Here is a 13,760-nt window from a genome sequence, read left to right on the forward strand (position 1 = left end):
TCTAGAGCAGTTTGGCGGAGTTCGTCGGCAGTTAGGGACTGCCAACGCTCATATCAATGTCACGACCAGAAGGATGGCGCAGTTTCCTCGAGCCGCGGCCCGCGACGAAACGGCGCTATCTTCTCGGCCAGCCCGGTGCGATCGGAAATCTCGACGCCGACACCGCATAGGGTCGCCGGTCCGTTCGCCGCCTCGAACCGCCCTTTCGGCACTTTCGACAGGAACCGGTTGAGCGGCTCCTCCTTGTCCATGCCGAGCGAGGAATCATAGTCGCCGCACATGCCGGCGTCGGACATGTACCCGGTGCCGCCATTGAGGATCTGGTGGTCAGCGGTCGGCTGGTGGGTGTGGGTGCCGACGACGAGGCTGGCACGGCCGTCGACGAAATGCGCAAAGCACATTTTTTCGGAGGTCGCCTCGGCGTGGAAGTCGATGACCGCCGCATCGGCCTGTTCGCCGAGCGGGCATGCCGCCAGTTCGCGCTCGCCGGCCTGGAACGGATCGTCGAGCTCGGGGTGCATGAACACGCGGCCCATGATGTTGGCGACCAGCACGCGCGCGCCGTTCCTGGCGATGTAGACGCCGGAGCCGCGCCCCGGCGTTCCCTTGGGGAAATTGGATGGGCGCAGGAAACGCTCCTCGCGCGGCGCGAACACCAAAGCGTCGCGCTGGTCCCAGACATGGTTGCCGGTGGTGACGACGTCGGCTCCAGCCGCGATCGTGTCGCGAAAGATCTCTTCGGTGATGCCGAAGCCGCCAGCGGCATTCTCGCCATTGACGATGACGAAGTCGAGCTTGAAGTCGGCGATCAGGCCGGGAAGTTGTTCCCACACCGCCGTGCGTCCAGTCTTGCCAACCATGTCGCCGAGGAAGAGAAGTCTCATAAGATCCCGAGCCGAAAGTCCATGAAGCACCAGCTGCATGACTTTCCGCAAAAGACCATGCACCCCAAGACTATCTACAATTGCGGGGTGAAGCGACGCAACCCGCTCTCGGTGACTATTTCCGGAATGATCACGCCGTGATTCTCATCCGGCACCTGCGCGCCCGCAACGCGATCGGGCTAGGCGGCGTCTACGGCGCGTTCCGCCGGCGTAGCCAGAAGAACCAGACGTAGAAGGCGCTGAAACCCCCGGTAGCGGCAATGAGCAACAGCCCAACGCGCCAGCCGTTCATTGCGGCGGTATCGAGGTTCGATGGATCGGCAGGGTCGTAGTACAATTCTACCTTGTCGCCTATGGACGCCGCATAAAGACCGATGATCTTTCCCTTTCCGGACCAAGTCATCGGCGCGTCGTCAACCACATAGGTAACGGCGACATTGATGCCATCTATCGTTAGGCCGTTTCTTTTCGTTTCAGTGTAGGGATCGACATCCGTCACGGTGGCGACCGTCTGATACCAGGCGGCTTTGTGATACAGGGTGGTTCCGGTGATGTGCAATCCCATCGCAAACAGCACTACCGCGATCAGAGCGAACGGCATCAGGAGGAAACGCATTAAGACCACAGCTATTGCTGCCATCGAATCGGATTGTATTGCAGAAGTACTATCCGAAATGTCTTAGAATCGCGTTAAGCAGATCATCATCTATCGAAGCGACGCAGCCCGCTCTCGGTCAGTATTTCCGGAATGACCACGTCATGGTTCTCATCCGGCACCTGTGCCACCTCCTGGCAATCGAAGGCGATGCCGATCAGCCGCGGCGGCTGGCCCTTGTCGACGAGCTTGGCGATGGCGCGGTCATAGTAGCCGGCACCGTAGCCGATGCGGTGGCCGCGCGCATCGAAAGCGGCGAGCGGCACCAGCATCACCGCAGGATCGAGCACAGCAGCCTCCTCATGCGGGCCGACCGTGCCGAACCCCATCTCGACCATCGGCACGCCCCGCACCAGCTCACGAAAGACGATGGTGGTCTTGTCGAGGATCGCCGGCAGGCAAAGCCTAGCGCCCTTTTCGCGCAAGGCAAACATCAGCGGTCGGACGTCGACTTCCGAACGCATCGGCCAGAAGCCGGAGACGATCTGGCCCGGTTCGACGGCGATCTGGTCGCGCGCGGTCTCGGCCATTTCGAGCGCGATTTCCACCCGCCAGAATTCGTCGAGCGCATCGCGACGCCCAAGCGCTTCCTTGCGCAGCTGTTTTTTCAGGACTCTCGAAGATGTCATGCGGCCAAGGTAGAAAAGGTCAGATCTGGATGAAGTGTTGGGAGCGACGTTTTCTACCGCATGATCCACCGGAATGTGCGGCTGCCTTGCGACAAGTGACGATCCACACAACCGGTGGAGAAGTCGATCCCGGGTGCCTACAAAGTAGGTGGGCGCCGTGTGAGAAAACCCACGGGTCTTCCCAGGGACAGCTCCCTAAGGATCGTTAAGGCCCCGGGGAAAAGTGTCTCCTGCCGGGAAGCGCAGACCGCCGACCCCAATATAGGCCGATGGGCGGCCAAGCGCCAGAGAGACGGCATTCTTTCCACGCTGGGTTCAGGCCCCCGCCACCGCCAACCCACCCTTGCGCCGGCCAGGCCGCCTCCTTACGGTCGGCTCGATCGAACCAAGGAGCCAAAATGCGTTTCGAAGGCACGGCGGCCTATGTCGCCGACAAGGATCTGATGGTGGCGGTTAACGCCGCGATCGCGCTGGAACGGCCATTACTGGTCAAGGGCGAGCCCGGCACCGGCAAGACGGAACTCGCCCGCCAGGTGGCGGCAGCGCTCGGCCTCGAGCTGATCGAATGGCACGTCAAGTCGACCACAAGGGCGCAGCAAGGCCTCTACGAGTACGACGCCGTTTCGCGGCTGCGCGACAGCCAGCTCGGCGACGACCGCTTCAACGACATCAGGAACTACATCAAGCGCGGCAAGCTGTGGGAGGCGTTTGCGGCCGGCAAGAAGGTCGTGCTTTTGATCGACGAGATCGACAAGGCCGACATCGAATTCCCCAACGATCTGTTGCAGGAACTCGATCGGATGGAGTTCTTCGTCTACGAGACCGGCGAGACGATCCAAGCTGCGGTCAGGCCGATCGTCATCATCACCTCCAACAACGAGAAGGAACTGCCGGACGCCTTCCTGCGCCGCTGCTTCTTCCACTACATCCGCTTTCCCGATGTCGACACGCTGCACAGAATCGTCGACGTGCACTATCCCGGCATCAAGCAGAACCTGGTGCGGGCGGCGCTGACCCAGTTCTTCGAGATCCGCGATGTGCCGGGCCTGAAGAAGAAGCCATCGACCTCCGAGGCGCTCGACTGGATCCGGCTGCTGGTTGCCGATGACATCGCGCCGGAGGATCTGCGCGCCGACCCGAAGAACGCGCTACCCAAGCTGCACGGCGCACTGCTGAAGAACGAACAGGACGTGCATCTGTTCGAGCGCCTGGCCTTCATGGCGAGACGGCAGGGGTAGTGCTTTTCCTGGCTGTGGACCGTTGCCGGCAGCAGAACAGGGAGGCAGCTTCAGGCCCGAACCTTCGGAGGAAATGAAATGACCGAGATCACCGTCCGCCCCTTGGCGCAGTCCGACCATGCCGACTGGCAGCGCCTGTGGACCGCCTACCTGACCTTCTACGAGACCAAGCTGCCGGAAGAGGTCTATGCCGTTACCTGGAAGCGGCTGTTCACGGCGGGCGAGTTCGAGCCAAAGGGTTTCATCGCCGTGCTCGACGGCAAGGCTGTCGGCCTGACCCACTATCTCTACCACCGCTCCTGTTGGTCGGACAAAAACAACTGCTATCTGCAGGACCTGTTCGCCGACCCGGAGGTGCGCGGCAAGGGCGTGGGTGCGGCCCTCATCGAAGCGGTCAAGCAGGAGGCCGGCAAGATCGGCGTCAAGAACGTCTACTGGATGACCCACGAAACCAACGCCACCGCGCGCAAACTCTACGACCATGTCGCGCGGCGGACCGGCTTCATCGAGTACGATTTGCTGTAGATAGCGCCATGTTCATCGCCTTCTTCCTCGAATTGAAGGCCGCGCGGGTTCCCGTCTCGCTTCGGGAATACCTGTCGCTGCTGGAGGGGTTGGAGGCCGGGCTGGTCGACTATGACGTCGAGGGTTTTTATTACCTCGCCCGCGCCACCCTGGTGAAGGACGAGCGTCACATAGACCGTTTCGACCAGGTGTTTGCGCATGTCTTCAAGGGCGTCGAGGCGCTGGCCGGGACGGACGCGATCGACGTCGCAGACATCCCCGAGGAGTGGCTGCGCCGGCTCGCCGAAAAGCATCTGACCGACGAGGAGAAAAAACTGGTCGAGGCGCTCGGCGGTTTCGACAAGGTGATGGAGACCTTGAAGCAGCGGCTTGAGGAGCAAAAAGGCCGGCACCAGGGCGGCTCGAAATGGATCGGCACCGGCGGCACCTCACCCTTCGGCGCCTATGGCTACAATCCAGAAGGCGTGCGCATCGGCCAGCACGAAAGCCGCCACCGCCGCGCTGTGAAGGTCTGGGACAAGCGCGAGTTCAGGAATTTCGACGATGCCGTCGAGCTCGGCACCCGCAACATCAAGATCGCGCTGAAGCGCCTGCGCCGCTGGGTGCGCGAGGGTGCCGAGGAAGAGTTCGACCTGCCCGGCACCATCCACGCCACCGCCGAGCACGGCTATCTCGACGTCAAGACGCGTCCCGAACGGCGCAATGCGGTGAAGCTCTTGATGTTCTTCGATGTCGGCGGCTCAATGGACGACCACATCAGGGGCATCGAGGAGCTGTTTTCGGCCGCTCGCGCCGAGTTCCGCCAGCTCGAATATTTCTATTTCCACAACTGCCTCTACGAGGGCGTGTGGAAGGACAATCGCCGCCGTCTCACCGAGACGATCCCGACCTTCGACCTGCTTCACAAATACGGGCCGGACTACAAGGTGATCATAGTCGGCGACGCCTCGATGAGCCCCTACGAAATCGCCCATCCCGGCGGCTCGGTCGAGCACTGGAATCCGGAGGCAGGCGCCATCTGGCTGGCTCGCCTGCTGCAGCAATGGCCGAATGCCGTCTGGCTCAACCCGGAAAACCAGAAGAACTGGGGTTTTACCCATTCGATCACGATCATCCGCGACATCTTCGGCGGCCGCATGTTTCCGCTGACGCTGGCCGGGCTCGAGGCCGCGACGAAGCAGCTTTCGCGTAAGCACTGAGCAATTCCCGGAGCCACCATGACCTGCTTCCTCTGCCTGCAATGTGGTGTCCAGTTCGCAGCGACCGAAGCGCCTCCGCAACACTGCCCGATCTGCGAGGACGAGCGTCAATTTGTGCGCTGGGAGGGCCAGGCCTGGATCACGTCGGAAGAGCTCGCCGCCACGCATCGGCTTGTGATGAAGGACGATGCCGGCGTGCTCGCCTTCGGCATCGAGCCGCGTTTCGCCATCGGCCAGCGGGCTCTGCTGGCGCAGACGCCGCACGGCAATGTGCTGTGGGATTGCATCTCGATGGTAAGCGACGAGGCGGTGGCCGAGATCAACCGGCGTGGCGGCCTGGGTGCCATCGCCATCTCGCACTTTCACTATTATTCGGTGATGGTCGAGTGGAGCGAAGCGTTTGGCGGCGTGCCGATCTACCTCCATGCCGACGACCGTCAGTGGATCATGCGGCCACATCCTGCCATCGTCAGTTGGGAAGGCGAGAGGCTTGCCATCAATCCATTGCTGACACTTATCCGCTGCGGCGGCCACTTTGCTGGTGGCCAGGTGATGCACTGGAAGCGCGACAGCGGCAACGCCCTGCTGTCCGGCGACATCCTGCAAGTCACGCCGACCCGCCGCCATGTCAGCTTCATGTACAGCTACCCGAACCAGATTCCGCTCAACGCGGCGGCGGTACGCCGCATCGCGGTGGCGCTGGAGCCATTCGAGTTCGACCATATCTATGGTGCCTGGTGGGGCCAGAACATCATCGGCGGTGCGAAAGCGGCATTCGCCGCTTCGGTCACACGCTATCTCGCAGCCATTGCCTGAAAACAAGATCGAAAATGCGGGCAAAATCCGTAACAAATGCCTATGTTGGTGCGAACATAGGTTGCAACCAACAACAAGTCGCCAAGGCTGAGGAGATCAAATGGACACCCACGCCTACCCCGTTACCCGCACCGACGCCGAATGGCGCGCCCGGCTGACGCCGGAGCAATATGCCGTCATGCGCAACCATGGCACCGAGCGCCCGGGAAGCTGCGCCCTGCTCTACGAGAAGCGCGCCGGCACCTTTTCCTGCGTCGGCTGCGACCAGCCGCTGTTCGAATCCAAGCTGAAGTTCGAGAGCGGCACCGGCTGGCCGAGCTTCAACGATCCGGTGCCGGGCTCCGTCGAGAACACCATCGACCGCAGCTACGGCATGGTCCGCACCGAATGCCATTGCGCCCGCTGCGGCAGCCATCTCGGCCATGTCTTCGAAGACGGCCCGCCGCCGACCGGCCTGCGCTATTGCATCAACGGCGTAGCGCTGAAATTCGAACCGGCCGCCTGAGCAATTCCAGGAAAAGTGTGAACGGTTTTCCGTCCGGAATTGCGTCCAAGCAAAGAGATAAGCGGCAAGTCGATCAGAATGGAAGGCGGCTTCGGCCGCCTTTTTCTTCGCCGGCAACAATGATCTGAGACGTGCCTGTCAGACCACGACCACCAGGATCAGCCAAAGCGCGGAACCCAGCATCATCAGCGAGGCCTTGGCACCACCGGATTTTTCCGCGGTGCGCCAGACGGCAAAGGTCAGGAAGATATTGTAGGGCACCGGCAGGAAATGCACCGCCAGAACCACGGCGAGCGACAGCTTCATCCCGAGCAGGATCAGCGCCACCACCGACAATGCGATGTTGATCGCCGTGCCGACAAGCACCAGGTCGCGCCAGAACAGACGATCGAGCGGCACCGAGCCCTGCCAGCGCGAGCGGAAGAAGCCCGGCATGCGGCCTGCCTTGCCACCTTCGCCTGCGAAGGGCTCAGGAGCACTCATTGCCGCGGCCTTCTTTTTGACGGCCGCCGACATGCAGAACGCCACAAGCACGTCGACGCGAAGCGATCGTCGGGCATGCGCGAGACTATTATTTGAACGATTGTCATCAAACCGTCGTGAAACCTTCCTACGTCGCCCCTGTCGGCATCATCGGCACCTGCCGGAACTGCCGGCCAATCATCCAGTCGCCTGCCAGGGAGGTCTTGAGATGAGCGACAATTTCTACAACGTACTGTTTCTTTGCAACGCCAATTCGGCGCGATCGATCATGGGGGAAGCCATCCTCAACCGGATCGGCGCCGGCAAGTTCAAGGCCTTCTCCGCCGGTTCGCAGCCGAAAGGCACGGTAAATCCTTATGCGCTGCAACTGCTGGAAAGCCTCAACTACGATACGAGTTTTGCCCGCTCGAAAGGCTGGGACGAATTTGCAGCGCCTGACGCACCGGAAATGAACTTTGTCTTCACGGTATGCGACAACACCGCGAACGAGACCTGCCCTATCTGGCCCGGCCACCCTATGACGGCGCTCTGGGCTATACCAGACCCGGCCAAGGCGGCGGGGACCGACGCCGAGATGCACCTTGCCTTCGCCGATGCCTATCGCATGCTGAACAACCGCATCTCGCTGTTCACCAACCTGCCTGTGGACGCGCTCGACCATCTGACGCTGCAAAACCATCTGGACGAGATCGGCCGCGACCAGGCGAAGCCGAACTAAACTAGGCCTGACCCGGTTGCGGCCATCGCGATCCTATCGGGATGGCCGCAGGCGCAAGCAGGGCTGGCGAACAATGGCGGCGAGGCGATTCATGGACCGTCGTCGCCATCTCCGAGCACCTCGATCACGGCGCGCTCGATTCGCGACGCCTCCGTCACCAGCCAGTCGGCCATGGCCGGCCAGTTGTCCTCGGCGAAGCAGTTCACGCGCCACAGCGAATTGATGCCGAGGCCGTCGCAACTCTGTTCCGGCCTGAGCTTCAGCCTGTCTTCGATCGCCGGCTGGAACGGCTTCAACCGCGACCAGGCTTCCGTAGCACCGAACTTCTCATTGCGACCGAAGAAAACGCCGACATGGTTCTGCGCCGGCGCGACATACATGGAAAGGACCAGTGCGAAGTCCGGCAGCCCGCGCTGCCAGAACCAGGGCCCGCGCCGAGCCAGCCTGGCCCTTTCTTCCGGATGCCGTTCCGCAAACAGCGCCCAGAAGCCGCGATGCCGGAATTCCGAACCGCGGCGGGCGCCAAAATCGAATTCGCTCATGGTTGGTTCGATGCTCGTTGCAGCCTTGGATAGCCGAGGCTGCCTTACATCACACCATCATGCTGACATGCAACGATCACGCCCGGCCATCGCCTGGGCGCACGGAACCTACCAGCGATACTTCAGCGACGCCGTCATGTTGCGGCCCTGGCCGAGATAGCAATAGCCTTCGTTGCACACCGTCGCACGGTCATCGGCGATGTTGCGCACGGCAAAGGCCGCGGTGACGCCGTCATACTTCTTGTCGATGGCGCCAAAATCATAGGACGCGGAGGCATCGAGATAAATGGCCGCATCATTCTTGCTGGTGTTGGCGGTGTCCGTATAGGTCTCGCTGAGGAACCGCACCCCGGCCCCCACCGACAGCCCCGAAACGGTCGAGCTCTGATCAAATGTGTAGTTCGCCCAGAGGGTCGCCACATGCTCGGGCGTGACGGCCGGCGCATTGCCGACACTGTCGCCTGCTGTGATTTCGGCATGGTTGTAGGTATAGGCAGCGATCACATCCAGCCCGTCCATGACGGCGGCGCGGGCCTCCAGCTCCAGACCATTGCTGGTCACCTCGCCCAGCGAACGGTATGTCCCCAGATTGGCGTTGACGACGACCGGCTTGTTCTTCTCAACAAGATGATAGGCGACCGCCGAGAGCAGCATATCGGTTTCCGGCGGCTGGTACTTGACGCCGAGTTCGAACTGCTCGCCCTCCTGGGGCTTGAGGATGCCGCCCGACACCGACTGGTTGGTGATCGGCTCGAACGAGGTCGCATAGCTGGCGAAAGGCGCGACGCCGTTGTCGAACAGATAGAGGGCGCCGGCCTGCACGCTGAAAGCGTCCTTCTTCACATCCTCGGAGCCGTCGCTCAGAAGCTGAACGCGCGTCTGCTCGACCCAGGTCTGACGGCCGCCAAGCGTGAAGCGCCATTTGTCCATTTCGATCTGGTCCAGCACATAGAGGCCGGTCTGCCGCAGATCCGCGTCGGACTGCGTGAAAGTGTAATCCGGGGTCGGGCCGGAGACACCATAGGTAGGATTTGCGATATCGAAATCGTAGGCCGGGTTGGTGACGAGATCCAATCCGTAGCCGAAGGAAGACGTCACGTTGGTGTAGTCGAGACCGAACAGCACCGTGTGCGCCAGCGGCCCGGTGTCGAACTTGGCCTCGAGCTGGTTGTCGGCCTGGAAGACGTTCATCTCGTCGCGGATCGAACTCGCGCCGCGATGGGCGACCGTGCCGGTCCAGCTGTAGATGCTGAGATAGCGCGACTGCAGGTCCAGATGCGAATAGCGCAGGTTCTGGCGCAACGTGATGCCGCCGTCGAACTCGTGCTCGAACCTGTAGCCGATCTGCTGCTGCCGCACCTTCTGATAGTCATAGTCCGGATCGCTGGAGCGCAGCTGGAGAATCTTTCCCGACGGGTCCTTCACGGCTCCGACGTCGGTGTCGGTCTCGTCGGCCTGCACCAGCCCGTAGATCGTGAACGACGTGGCGGCATCCGGAGCCCAGGTAAGCGAAGGCTGCAGGAAATAACGGTCGTCGGCGATGTCGAAATTGGTTTCGCCGTTCCGCGCCAGACCGACGACCCGGTACAGAAAATCGTTGCTGCCCTCCTGAACCGGGCCGCTGGCATCGAATGCCGCCTGCGCCCTGTCCTGCGTCCCGTAGAGTAGTTCTACCTCGCGGATCTTCTCTTCGGTGGGAAGTTTCGACACCTTGTTGATGATGCCGGCCGGCGTGCCGGCGCCGTAGAGGACCGATACCGGCCCCTTGATCACCTCGACACGTTCGAGCGAATAGGGGTCGGTGCGGAAGGTGCCGTAGTTCATGTATGGCTGGCGCAGGCCGTCCTTGTAGTCGCCGATCGTCGTCGTGCTGTAGCCGCGGATGTAGATCTGGTCAAAACGCGGATCGAAGCCATAGGCGCCGGTCGTCACGCCGGCCGAGTAGCGGACCGCTTCGATGATGTCCTGTGCGCCACGCTGTTCCATCTCCTTGCGTGTCACCACCGAGACGGAGCGCGGCGTCTCGATCAGCGGCGTGTCCGTCTTGGTCGCGCCGGAGCTGCGCTTGGCCACGACCGTCTTGCTGTCCTCCTGGGAATCGCTTTGGGCGGCTTTGTCGCTCACCTTGATCTGCTCCAGCACCGTCGTGCCGTCCGATGCGGGAGCGCCGCTTTCCTGTGCCGCTGCATGACCTGCATAAAGCAGCGTCGACAGGCAGGTCGTTGCAATCAGCCTTCTCCGGTAAAGGACTCCGCCACGTCCAGCCACGTCGCCACCACGATGAAATGCCATCTCGATATGCCCCACTGCTTTGGCCGCCGCGGGCGGCGGTCACCGGCGCCTGCGAATTGTTGACTTCTCGAGTCAAGTTCAATGTTGACTAGAATAGTCATGTTTCTTAGTCAATCGGTTATAAGGCATTGGGAAGGAAAAACGCGCTCCAGATGCGAGGCAACGAAGGATGCCGGAAATGGGCACCGGGGAGCCGCGTTGCGAACCCATGGCATCGACCGCCCCGCCAAGGTGGGCGCCGAGTTCCAAACGGCATCGGCGACCCGCGCGGTAGCCTCGCGACGGTTCAGCTTAGCGAAGCCAAACCAATAGAAATCCAAAAGAGGGGGCACTCAGGCCCCAGCTGGCCGTCTCCCACGCAGCCGCTTGCGTTGCCGCCGCGAGAAGCGGGCTGGAGCGGGCTCTGGAGCGTTGAGACGGGTTCGATCAGTTCGAGTTCGAATTGGAATTCGAGTTGCTGGACGAGCTCGTCGAGGTGCTGGTGCTGGTCGACGTGCTGCCGTTTGTACTTCTGTCGCGGTCGCGATCCCTGTCACTGCTGCAAGAGCCGCCGGAGCAGCTCCTCGACGTCGATTTCGACGAGCTGGACGATTTCGAAGTCGATACGGATTTCGTGCCGACAAGGACGATATCGCCCTCGCCCGCGAAGCGATCTGCCGGCGCTTGCGGTGAAACCGGCGCTGCTTGCGCCGTCAATGCCATGCGCGTCGATGCACCAAGCGCTGCCGATGCGAATTGCCAAAGACCTGCCATCGCGCATGCACCTTCCAAAGTCCAGGCACCAGCTGTGGCGGCTGGTGAACATGGAATTTGAACCCGTGCAGCGGCTACTTTGAAGTAGGGCATTGGAGCTAAGCCCAGAGATGCGCCCGGCAGAATTCGCCGAGATCTAGGCTTGGCTCTATCGCCGGGATAGCCCCTTCCTGCGAGCCTGCGGGCTCCGGCGCGACAGCGCGTTTCGAATGCTCGGCAGACTATTCTGCGCGGGCCGCGCGCGATGGCAATCGCCTCAAGCCTAAGTGCCGGCAAATGCGGGACGAAGCCAAACGCCGAGGCTCTCCACAGAAAGGGTCGCGGAAGCGGACCGGTCTCAGACCATGCCGAGAGCGGCCTTGTAGAGGTCGAGGATGCTTTCCTCTTCCTGTCGCTCGGCCTGATCCTTTTTCCGAAGCCGGATGATCGAGCGCATCGCCTTGGTATCGAAGCCGGTGCCCTTGGCCTCGGCGAACACTTCCTTGATGTCGTCGGAAATCGTCTTCTTTTCTTCCTCGAGCCGCTCGATACGCTCGATGAAGGCGCGTAGCTGGCCGGCGGCAACAGTCTGGCTGGTCTCGGTGATATCGTCGGCCATCTTTTTCTCCACGTCTTTTCTGCGCCGCGATCAGGCGATTCTCGCCGCGGCAAATTCGAGCGAGTTCGATGCCCGAGCGGGCGGCACGGGTCAAGCCGTTATCGGTGCGACACGAAGGGTTGCCGCCAGCCCAAGACCTTCTTCAGAATTCGCTCCGGCGAGTCAGATGGCGTGGTTGTCGAGAACCGGAGCGCAGCGGACATTTGAGTCACCGGAAACGCACAAAACCGCGTCAGGTGACCGCCGGAGTAGAATTATGGAGAAGGTCTCAGCCGAAGGCGATCAACAGATCCTTGGCATCGATTTGGTCGCCGGCCTTGACCAGCACCTCGACAACGGTGCCGTCGCGCTCGGCATGCAGCGCCGTTTCCATCTTCATCGCCTCTATGGAGAGCAGCACGTCGCCGGCCTTGACCGCCTGGCCGGCGGCAACGGCAAGCGCGGAGACGACGCCCGGCATCGGCGCGCCGACATGCGCCTCGTTGCCCGGCTCGGCCTTGCGCCGTGCCTTGGCGGCGGAGGCGCCATGCGCCCTGTCCGGCACCTTCACGCGGCGTGGCTGGCCGTTGAGCTCGAAGAACACGGTGACCATGCCCTTCTCGTCGACATCGCCGATCGCCAGGCAGCGCACCACCAGCGTCTTGCCCTTTTCGATGTCGACGAAGATCTCGTCTTCCGATTTCATGCCGTAGAAATAGGTCGGCGTCGGCAACACGCTGACCGGCCCATAGATCTCCTGCGTGGCGGCGAAGTCGGAGAACACCTTCGGATACATCAACCACGAGGCGAATTCGTACTCGCTGAGCTTGCGCTCGAGCTTCTGCTCGATCTCCTTGCGGCTGGCCTTGAGATCGGCTGGCTTGAGCAGCGAGCCCGGCCGCGTCATGATTGGCTTGTCGCCCTTCAGCGCCTTCTTCTGCAGCTTCTCAGGCCAGCCGCCGGGCGACTGGCCGAGATCGCCGCGCAGCATCGACACCACGGAGTCCGGGAAGGCGATGTCCTTGTTCGGGTTCTCGACATCGGCGACGGTCAGGTCCTGGCTCACCATCATCAGCGCCATGTCGCCGACGACCTTGGACGACGGCGTCACCTTGACGATGTCGCCGAACATCAGATTGACGTCGTGATAGGTCTGCGCCACCTCGTGCCAGCGCGTTTCGAGACCGAGCGAGCGCGCCTGCTCCTTGAGGTTGGTGAACTGCCCGCCCGGCATCTCGTGCAGATAGACTTCCGAGGCCGGTCCTTTGAGGTCGCTCTCGAACGCGGCATACTGGTTGCGCACCGCTTCCCAGTAGAACGAGATGTGGCGGATCCATTGCGGGTCGAGGCCGGGGTCGCGCTCGGTGCCTTTGAGCGCCTCGACGATCGAGCCGAGACACGGTTGCGAAGTGTTGCCCGAGAAGGAGTCCATCGCTGCGTCGATGGCGTCGACACCGCTCTCCACCGCCGCCAGCACCGTGGCCGCCGACAGGCCCGACGTGTCATGCGTGTGGAAATGGATCGGCAGGTCGGTCTCCTCACGCAGCGCCTTGAACAGCACGCGCGCCGCACTCGGCTTCAGCAGCCCGGCCATATCCTTGACCGCGATGATATGGGCGCCCGCGGCCTGCAATTCCTTCGCCAGCCCGACATAATATTTGAGGTCGTATTTGGCCCGCGCCGGATCGAGTATGTCGCCGGTATAGCACATCGCCGCTTCGATCAGCTTGCCTTCGGCGCCGACCGCGTCCATGGCGACGCGCATGTTCTCCACCCAGTTCAGGCAGTCGAAGACGCGGAACAGATCGACGCCGCCGCTAGCCGCTTGGCGGACGAAATGCTGCACGACATTGTCGGGATAGTTGGTGTAGCCGACGCCGTTGGCGCCGCGCAGGAGCATTTGCAGCAAGAGGTTGGGCGCCGCCTCGCGCACCAGCGACAGCC

At 62.1% G+C, this 13,760-nt stretch carries 15 protein-coding genes, 1 other RNA gene and 1 pseudogene; 7 read left to right on the forward strand and 10 right to left on the reverse strand.

Features of this window, described 5'->3' with window-relative positions; genetic code table 11:
* Nucleotides 1–59: 59 nt before the first annotated feature.
* From D3227_RS08105 to ssrS, 5 genes and pseudogenes are all read right to left on the reverse strand, one after another.
* Nucleotides 60–884, reverse strand: a complete 825-nt coding sequence (locus D3227_RS08105; RefSeq protein WP_120013576.1) for a TIGR00282 family metallophosphoesterase — start codon at nucleotides 882–884, stop codon at nucleotides 60–62.
* A gap of 74 nt (nucleotides 885–958) precedes the next feature.
* Nucleotides 959–1,045, reverse strand: a pseudogene (locus tag D3227_RS42595) (5-formyltetrahydrofolate cyclo-ligase); the annotation flags it as partial.
* Nucleotides 1,046–1,074: 29 nt separating this feature from the next.
* The gene (locus D3227_RS08115) at nucleotides 1,075–1,524 is read right to left on the reverse strand and encodes a DUF3592 domain-containing protein (protein WP_120013577.1); all 450 of its coding nucleotides are present in this window, start codon (nucleotides 1,522–1,524) and stop codon (nucleotides 1,075–1,077) included.
* A gap of 62 nt (nucleotides 1,525–1,586) precedes the next feature.
* Nucleotides 1,587–2,168 carry a 5-formyltetrahydrofolate cyclo-ligase gene (locus D3227_RS08120; protein ID WP_120013578.1) on the reverse strand — a complete coding sequence of 194 codons (582 nt, stop codon included), beginning with the start codon at nucleotides 2,166–2,168 and terminating at the stop codon, nucleotides 1,587–1,589.
* A 96-nt stretch (nucleotides 2,169–2,264) separates the two neighbouring features.
* Nucleotides 2,265–2,420: non-coding RNA, 6S RNA (gene ssrS / locus D3227_RS08125), on the reverse strand.
* 146 nt (nucleotides 2,421–2,566) lie between these two features.
* On the opposite strand from ssrS, the gene D3227_RS08130 reads away from it, so the two are divergent.
* The 5 genes from D3227_RS08130 to msrB all read left to right on the forward strand — a co-directional run bounded on the left by D3227_RS08130 (nucleotide 2,567) and on the right by msrB (nucleotide 6,451).
* A complete protein-coding gene (locus D3227_RS08130; protein ID WP_120013579.1) occupies nucleotides 2,567–3,406 on the forward strand; it encodes an AAA family ATPase in 840 nt (279 codons plus the stop codon).
* Between the two features lie 78 nt (nucleotides 3,407–3,484).
* Entirely contained in the window at nucleotides 3,485–3,931 is a 447-nt protein-coding gene (locus D3227_RS08135; protein WP_120013580.1) for a GNAT family N-acetyltransferase, read from the forward strand.
* Between the two features lie 8 nt (nucleotides 3,932–3,939).
* Nucleotides 3,940–5,130, forward strand: a complete 1,191-nt coding sequence (locus D3227_RS08140; protein ID WP_120013581.1) for a vWA domain-containing protein — start codon at nucleotides 3,940–3,942, stop codon at nucleotides 5,128–5,130.
* An 18-nt stretch (nucleotides 5,131–5,148) separates the two neighbouring features.
* Nucleotides 5,149–5,946: an MBL fold metallo-hydrolase gene (locus D3227_RS08145; RefSeq protein WP_120013582.1), complete on the forward strand. Its 798-nt coding sequence runs from the start codon at nucleotides 5,149–5,151 to the stop codon at nucleotides 5,944–5,946.
* A 100-nt stretch (nucleotides 5,947–6,046) separates the two neighbouring features.
* Nucleotides 6,047–6,451 (forward strand): peptide-methionine (R)-S-oxide reductase MsrB, encoded by a 405-nt coding sequence (msrB, locus tag D3227_RS08150; protein ID WP_120013583.1) that lies wholly within the window; start codon nucleotides 6,047–6,049, stop codon nucleotides 6,449–6,451.
* A 138-nt stretch (nucleotides 6,452–6,589) separates the two neighbouring features.
* Here msrB and D3227_RS08155 read toward each other — a convergent pair whose 3' ends face one another.
* Nucleotides 6,590–6,934: a hypothetical protein gene (locus tag D3227_RS08155; RefSeq protein WP_167480638.1), complete on the reverse strand. Its 345-nt coding sequence runs from the start codon at nucleotides 6,932–6,934 to the stop codon at nucleotides 6,590–6,592.
* Nucleotides 6,935–7,142: 208 nt separating this feature from the next.
* On the opposite strand from D3227_RS08155, the gene D3227_RS08160 reads away from it, so the two are divergent.
* Nucleotides 7,143–7,652, forward strand: a complete 510-nt coding sequence (locus D3227_RS08160; RefSeq protein WP_120013584.1) for an arsenate reductase ArsC — start codon at nucleotides 7,143–7,145, stop codon at nucleotides 7,650–7,652.
* 89 nt (nucleotides 7,653–7,741) lie between these two features.
* On the opposite strand, the gene D3227_RS08165 is transcribed toward D3227_RS08160, so the two are convergent.
* Together D3227_RS08165 and D3227_RS08170 are read right to left on the reverse strand one after the other, a co-directional pair.
* Nucleotides 7,742–8,194, reverse strand: a complete 453-nt coding sequence (locus tag D3227_RS08165; RefSeq protein WP_120013585.1) for a hypothetical protein — start codon at nucleotides 8,192–8,194, stop codon at nucleotides 7,742–7,744.
* Between the two features lie 108 nt (nucleotides 8,195–8,302).
* Nucleotides 8,303–10,486: a TonB-dependent siderophore receptor gene (locus D3227_RS08170; RefSeq protein WP_120013586.1), complete on the reverse strand. Its 2,184-nt coding sequence runs from the start codon at nucleotides 10,484–10,486 to the stop codon at nucleotides 8,303–8,305.
* Nucleotides 10,487–10,961: 475 nt separating this feature from the next.
* Here D3227_RS08170 and D3227_RS08175 point away from each other — a divergent pair, with 475 nt between their 5' ends.
* Nucleotides 10,962–11,300, forward strand: a complete 339-nt coding sequence (locus D3227_RS08175; RefSeq protein WP_147377585.1) for a hypothetical protein — start codon at nucleotides 10,962–10,964, stop codon at nucleotides 11,298–11,300.
* Nucleotides 11,301–11,576: 276 nt separating this feature from the next.
* Here the strand turns inward: D3227_RS08175 and D3227_RS08180 are convergent, their stop codons facing one another.
* Both D3227_RS08180 and D3227_RS08185 read right to left on the reverse strand, forming a co-directional pair.
* Complete coding sequence (locus tag D3227_RS08180; RefSeq protein ID WP_006204859.1) at nucleotides 11,577–11,837, reverse strand: DUF2312 domain-containing protein; 261 nt, start codon at nucleotides 11,835–11,837, stop codon at nucleotides 11,577–11,579.
* 268 nt (nucleotides 11,838–12,105) lie between these two features.
* Nucleotides 12,106–13,760, reverse strand: a 1,655-nt coding sequence (locus D3227_RS08185; RefSeq protein WP_120013588.1) for a biotin/lipoyl-containing protein, incomplete at its 5' end; no start/stop codon positions are given.

This window comes from Mesorhizobium waimense (assembly GCF_003601975.1).
In the GTDB taxonomy this organism is placed as follows: domain Bacteria; phylum Pseudomonadota; class Alphaproteobacteria; order Rhizobiales; family Rhizobiaceae; genus Mesorhizobium; species Mesorhizobium waimense.

Bases quoted from the DNA above. Each gene is read 5' to 3' on its own strand.
- D3227_RS08140 (WP_120013581.1), top strand. From the start codon at position 3,940: ATGTTCATCGCCTTCTTCCTCGAATTGAAGGCCGCGCGGGTTCCCGTC.
- D3227_RS08145 (WP_120013582.1), top strand. From the start codon at position 5,149: ATGACCTGCTTCCTCTGCCTGCAATGTGGTGTCCAGTTCGCAGCGACC.
- D3227_RS08130 (WP_120013579.1), top strand. From the start codon at position 2,567: ATGCGTTTCGAAGGCACGGCGGCCTATGTCGCCGACAAGGATCTGATG.
- D3227_RS08120 (WP_120013578.1), bottom strand. From the start codon at position 2,168: ATGACATCTTCGAGAGTCCTGAAAAAACAGCTGCGCAAGGAAGCGCTT.
- D3227_RS08135 (WP_120013580.1), top strand. From the start codon at position 3,485: ATGACCGAGATCACCGTCCGCCCCTTGGCGCAGTCCGACCATGCCGAC.
- D3227_RS08105 (WP_120013576.1), bottom strand. From the start codon at position 884: ATGAGACTTCTCTTCCTCGGCGACATGGTTGGCAAGACTGGACGCACG.
- D3227_RS08180 (WP_006204859.1), bottom strand. From the start codon at position 11,837: ATGGCCGACGATATCACCGAGACCAGCCAGACTGTTGCCGCCGGCCAG.
- D3227_RS08155 (WP_167480638.1), bottom strand. From the start codon at position 6,934: ATGAGTGCTCCTGAGCCCTTCGCAGGCGAAGGTGGCAAGGCAGGCCGC.
- D3227_RS08165 (WP_120013585.1), bottom strand. From the start codon at position 8,194: ATGAGCGAATTCGATTTTGGCGCCCGCCGCGGTTCGGAATTCCGGCAT.
- D3227_RS08115 (WP_120013577.1), bottom strand. From the start codon at position 1,524: ATGGCAGCAATAGCTGTGGTCTTAATGCGTTTCCTCCTGATGCCGTTC.
- D3227_RS08170 (WP_120013586.1), bottom strand. From the start codon at position 10,486: ATGGCATTTCATCGTGGTGGCGACGTGGCTGGACGTGGCGGAGTCCTT.
- D3227_RS08160 (WP_120013584.1), top strand. From the start codon at position 7,143: ATGAGCGACAATTTCTACAACGTACTGTTTCTTTGCAACGCCAATTCG.
- msrB (WP_120013583.1), top strand. From the start codon at position 6,047: ATGGACACCCACGCCTACCCCGTTACCCGCACCGACGCCGAATGGCGC.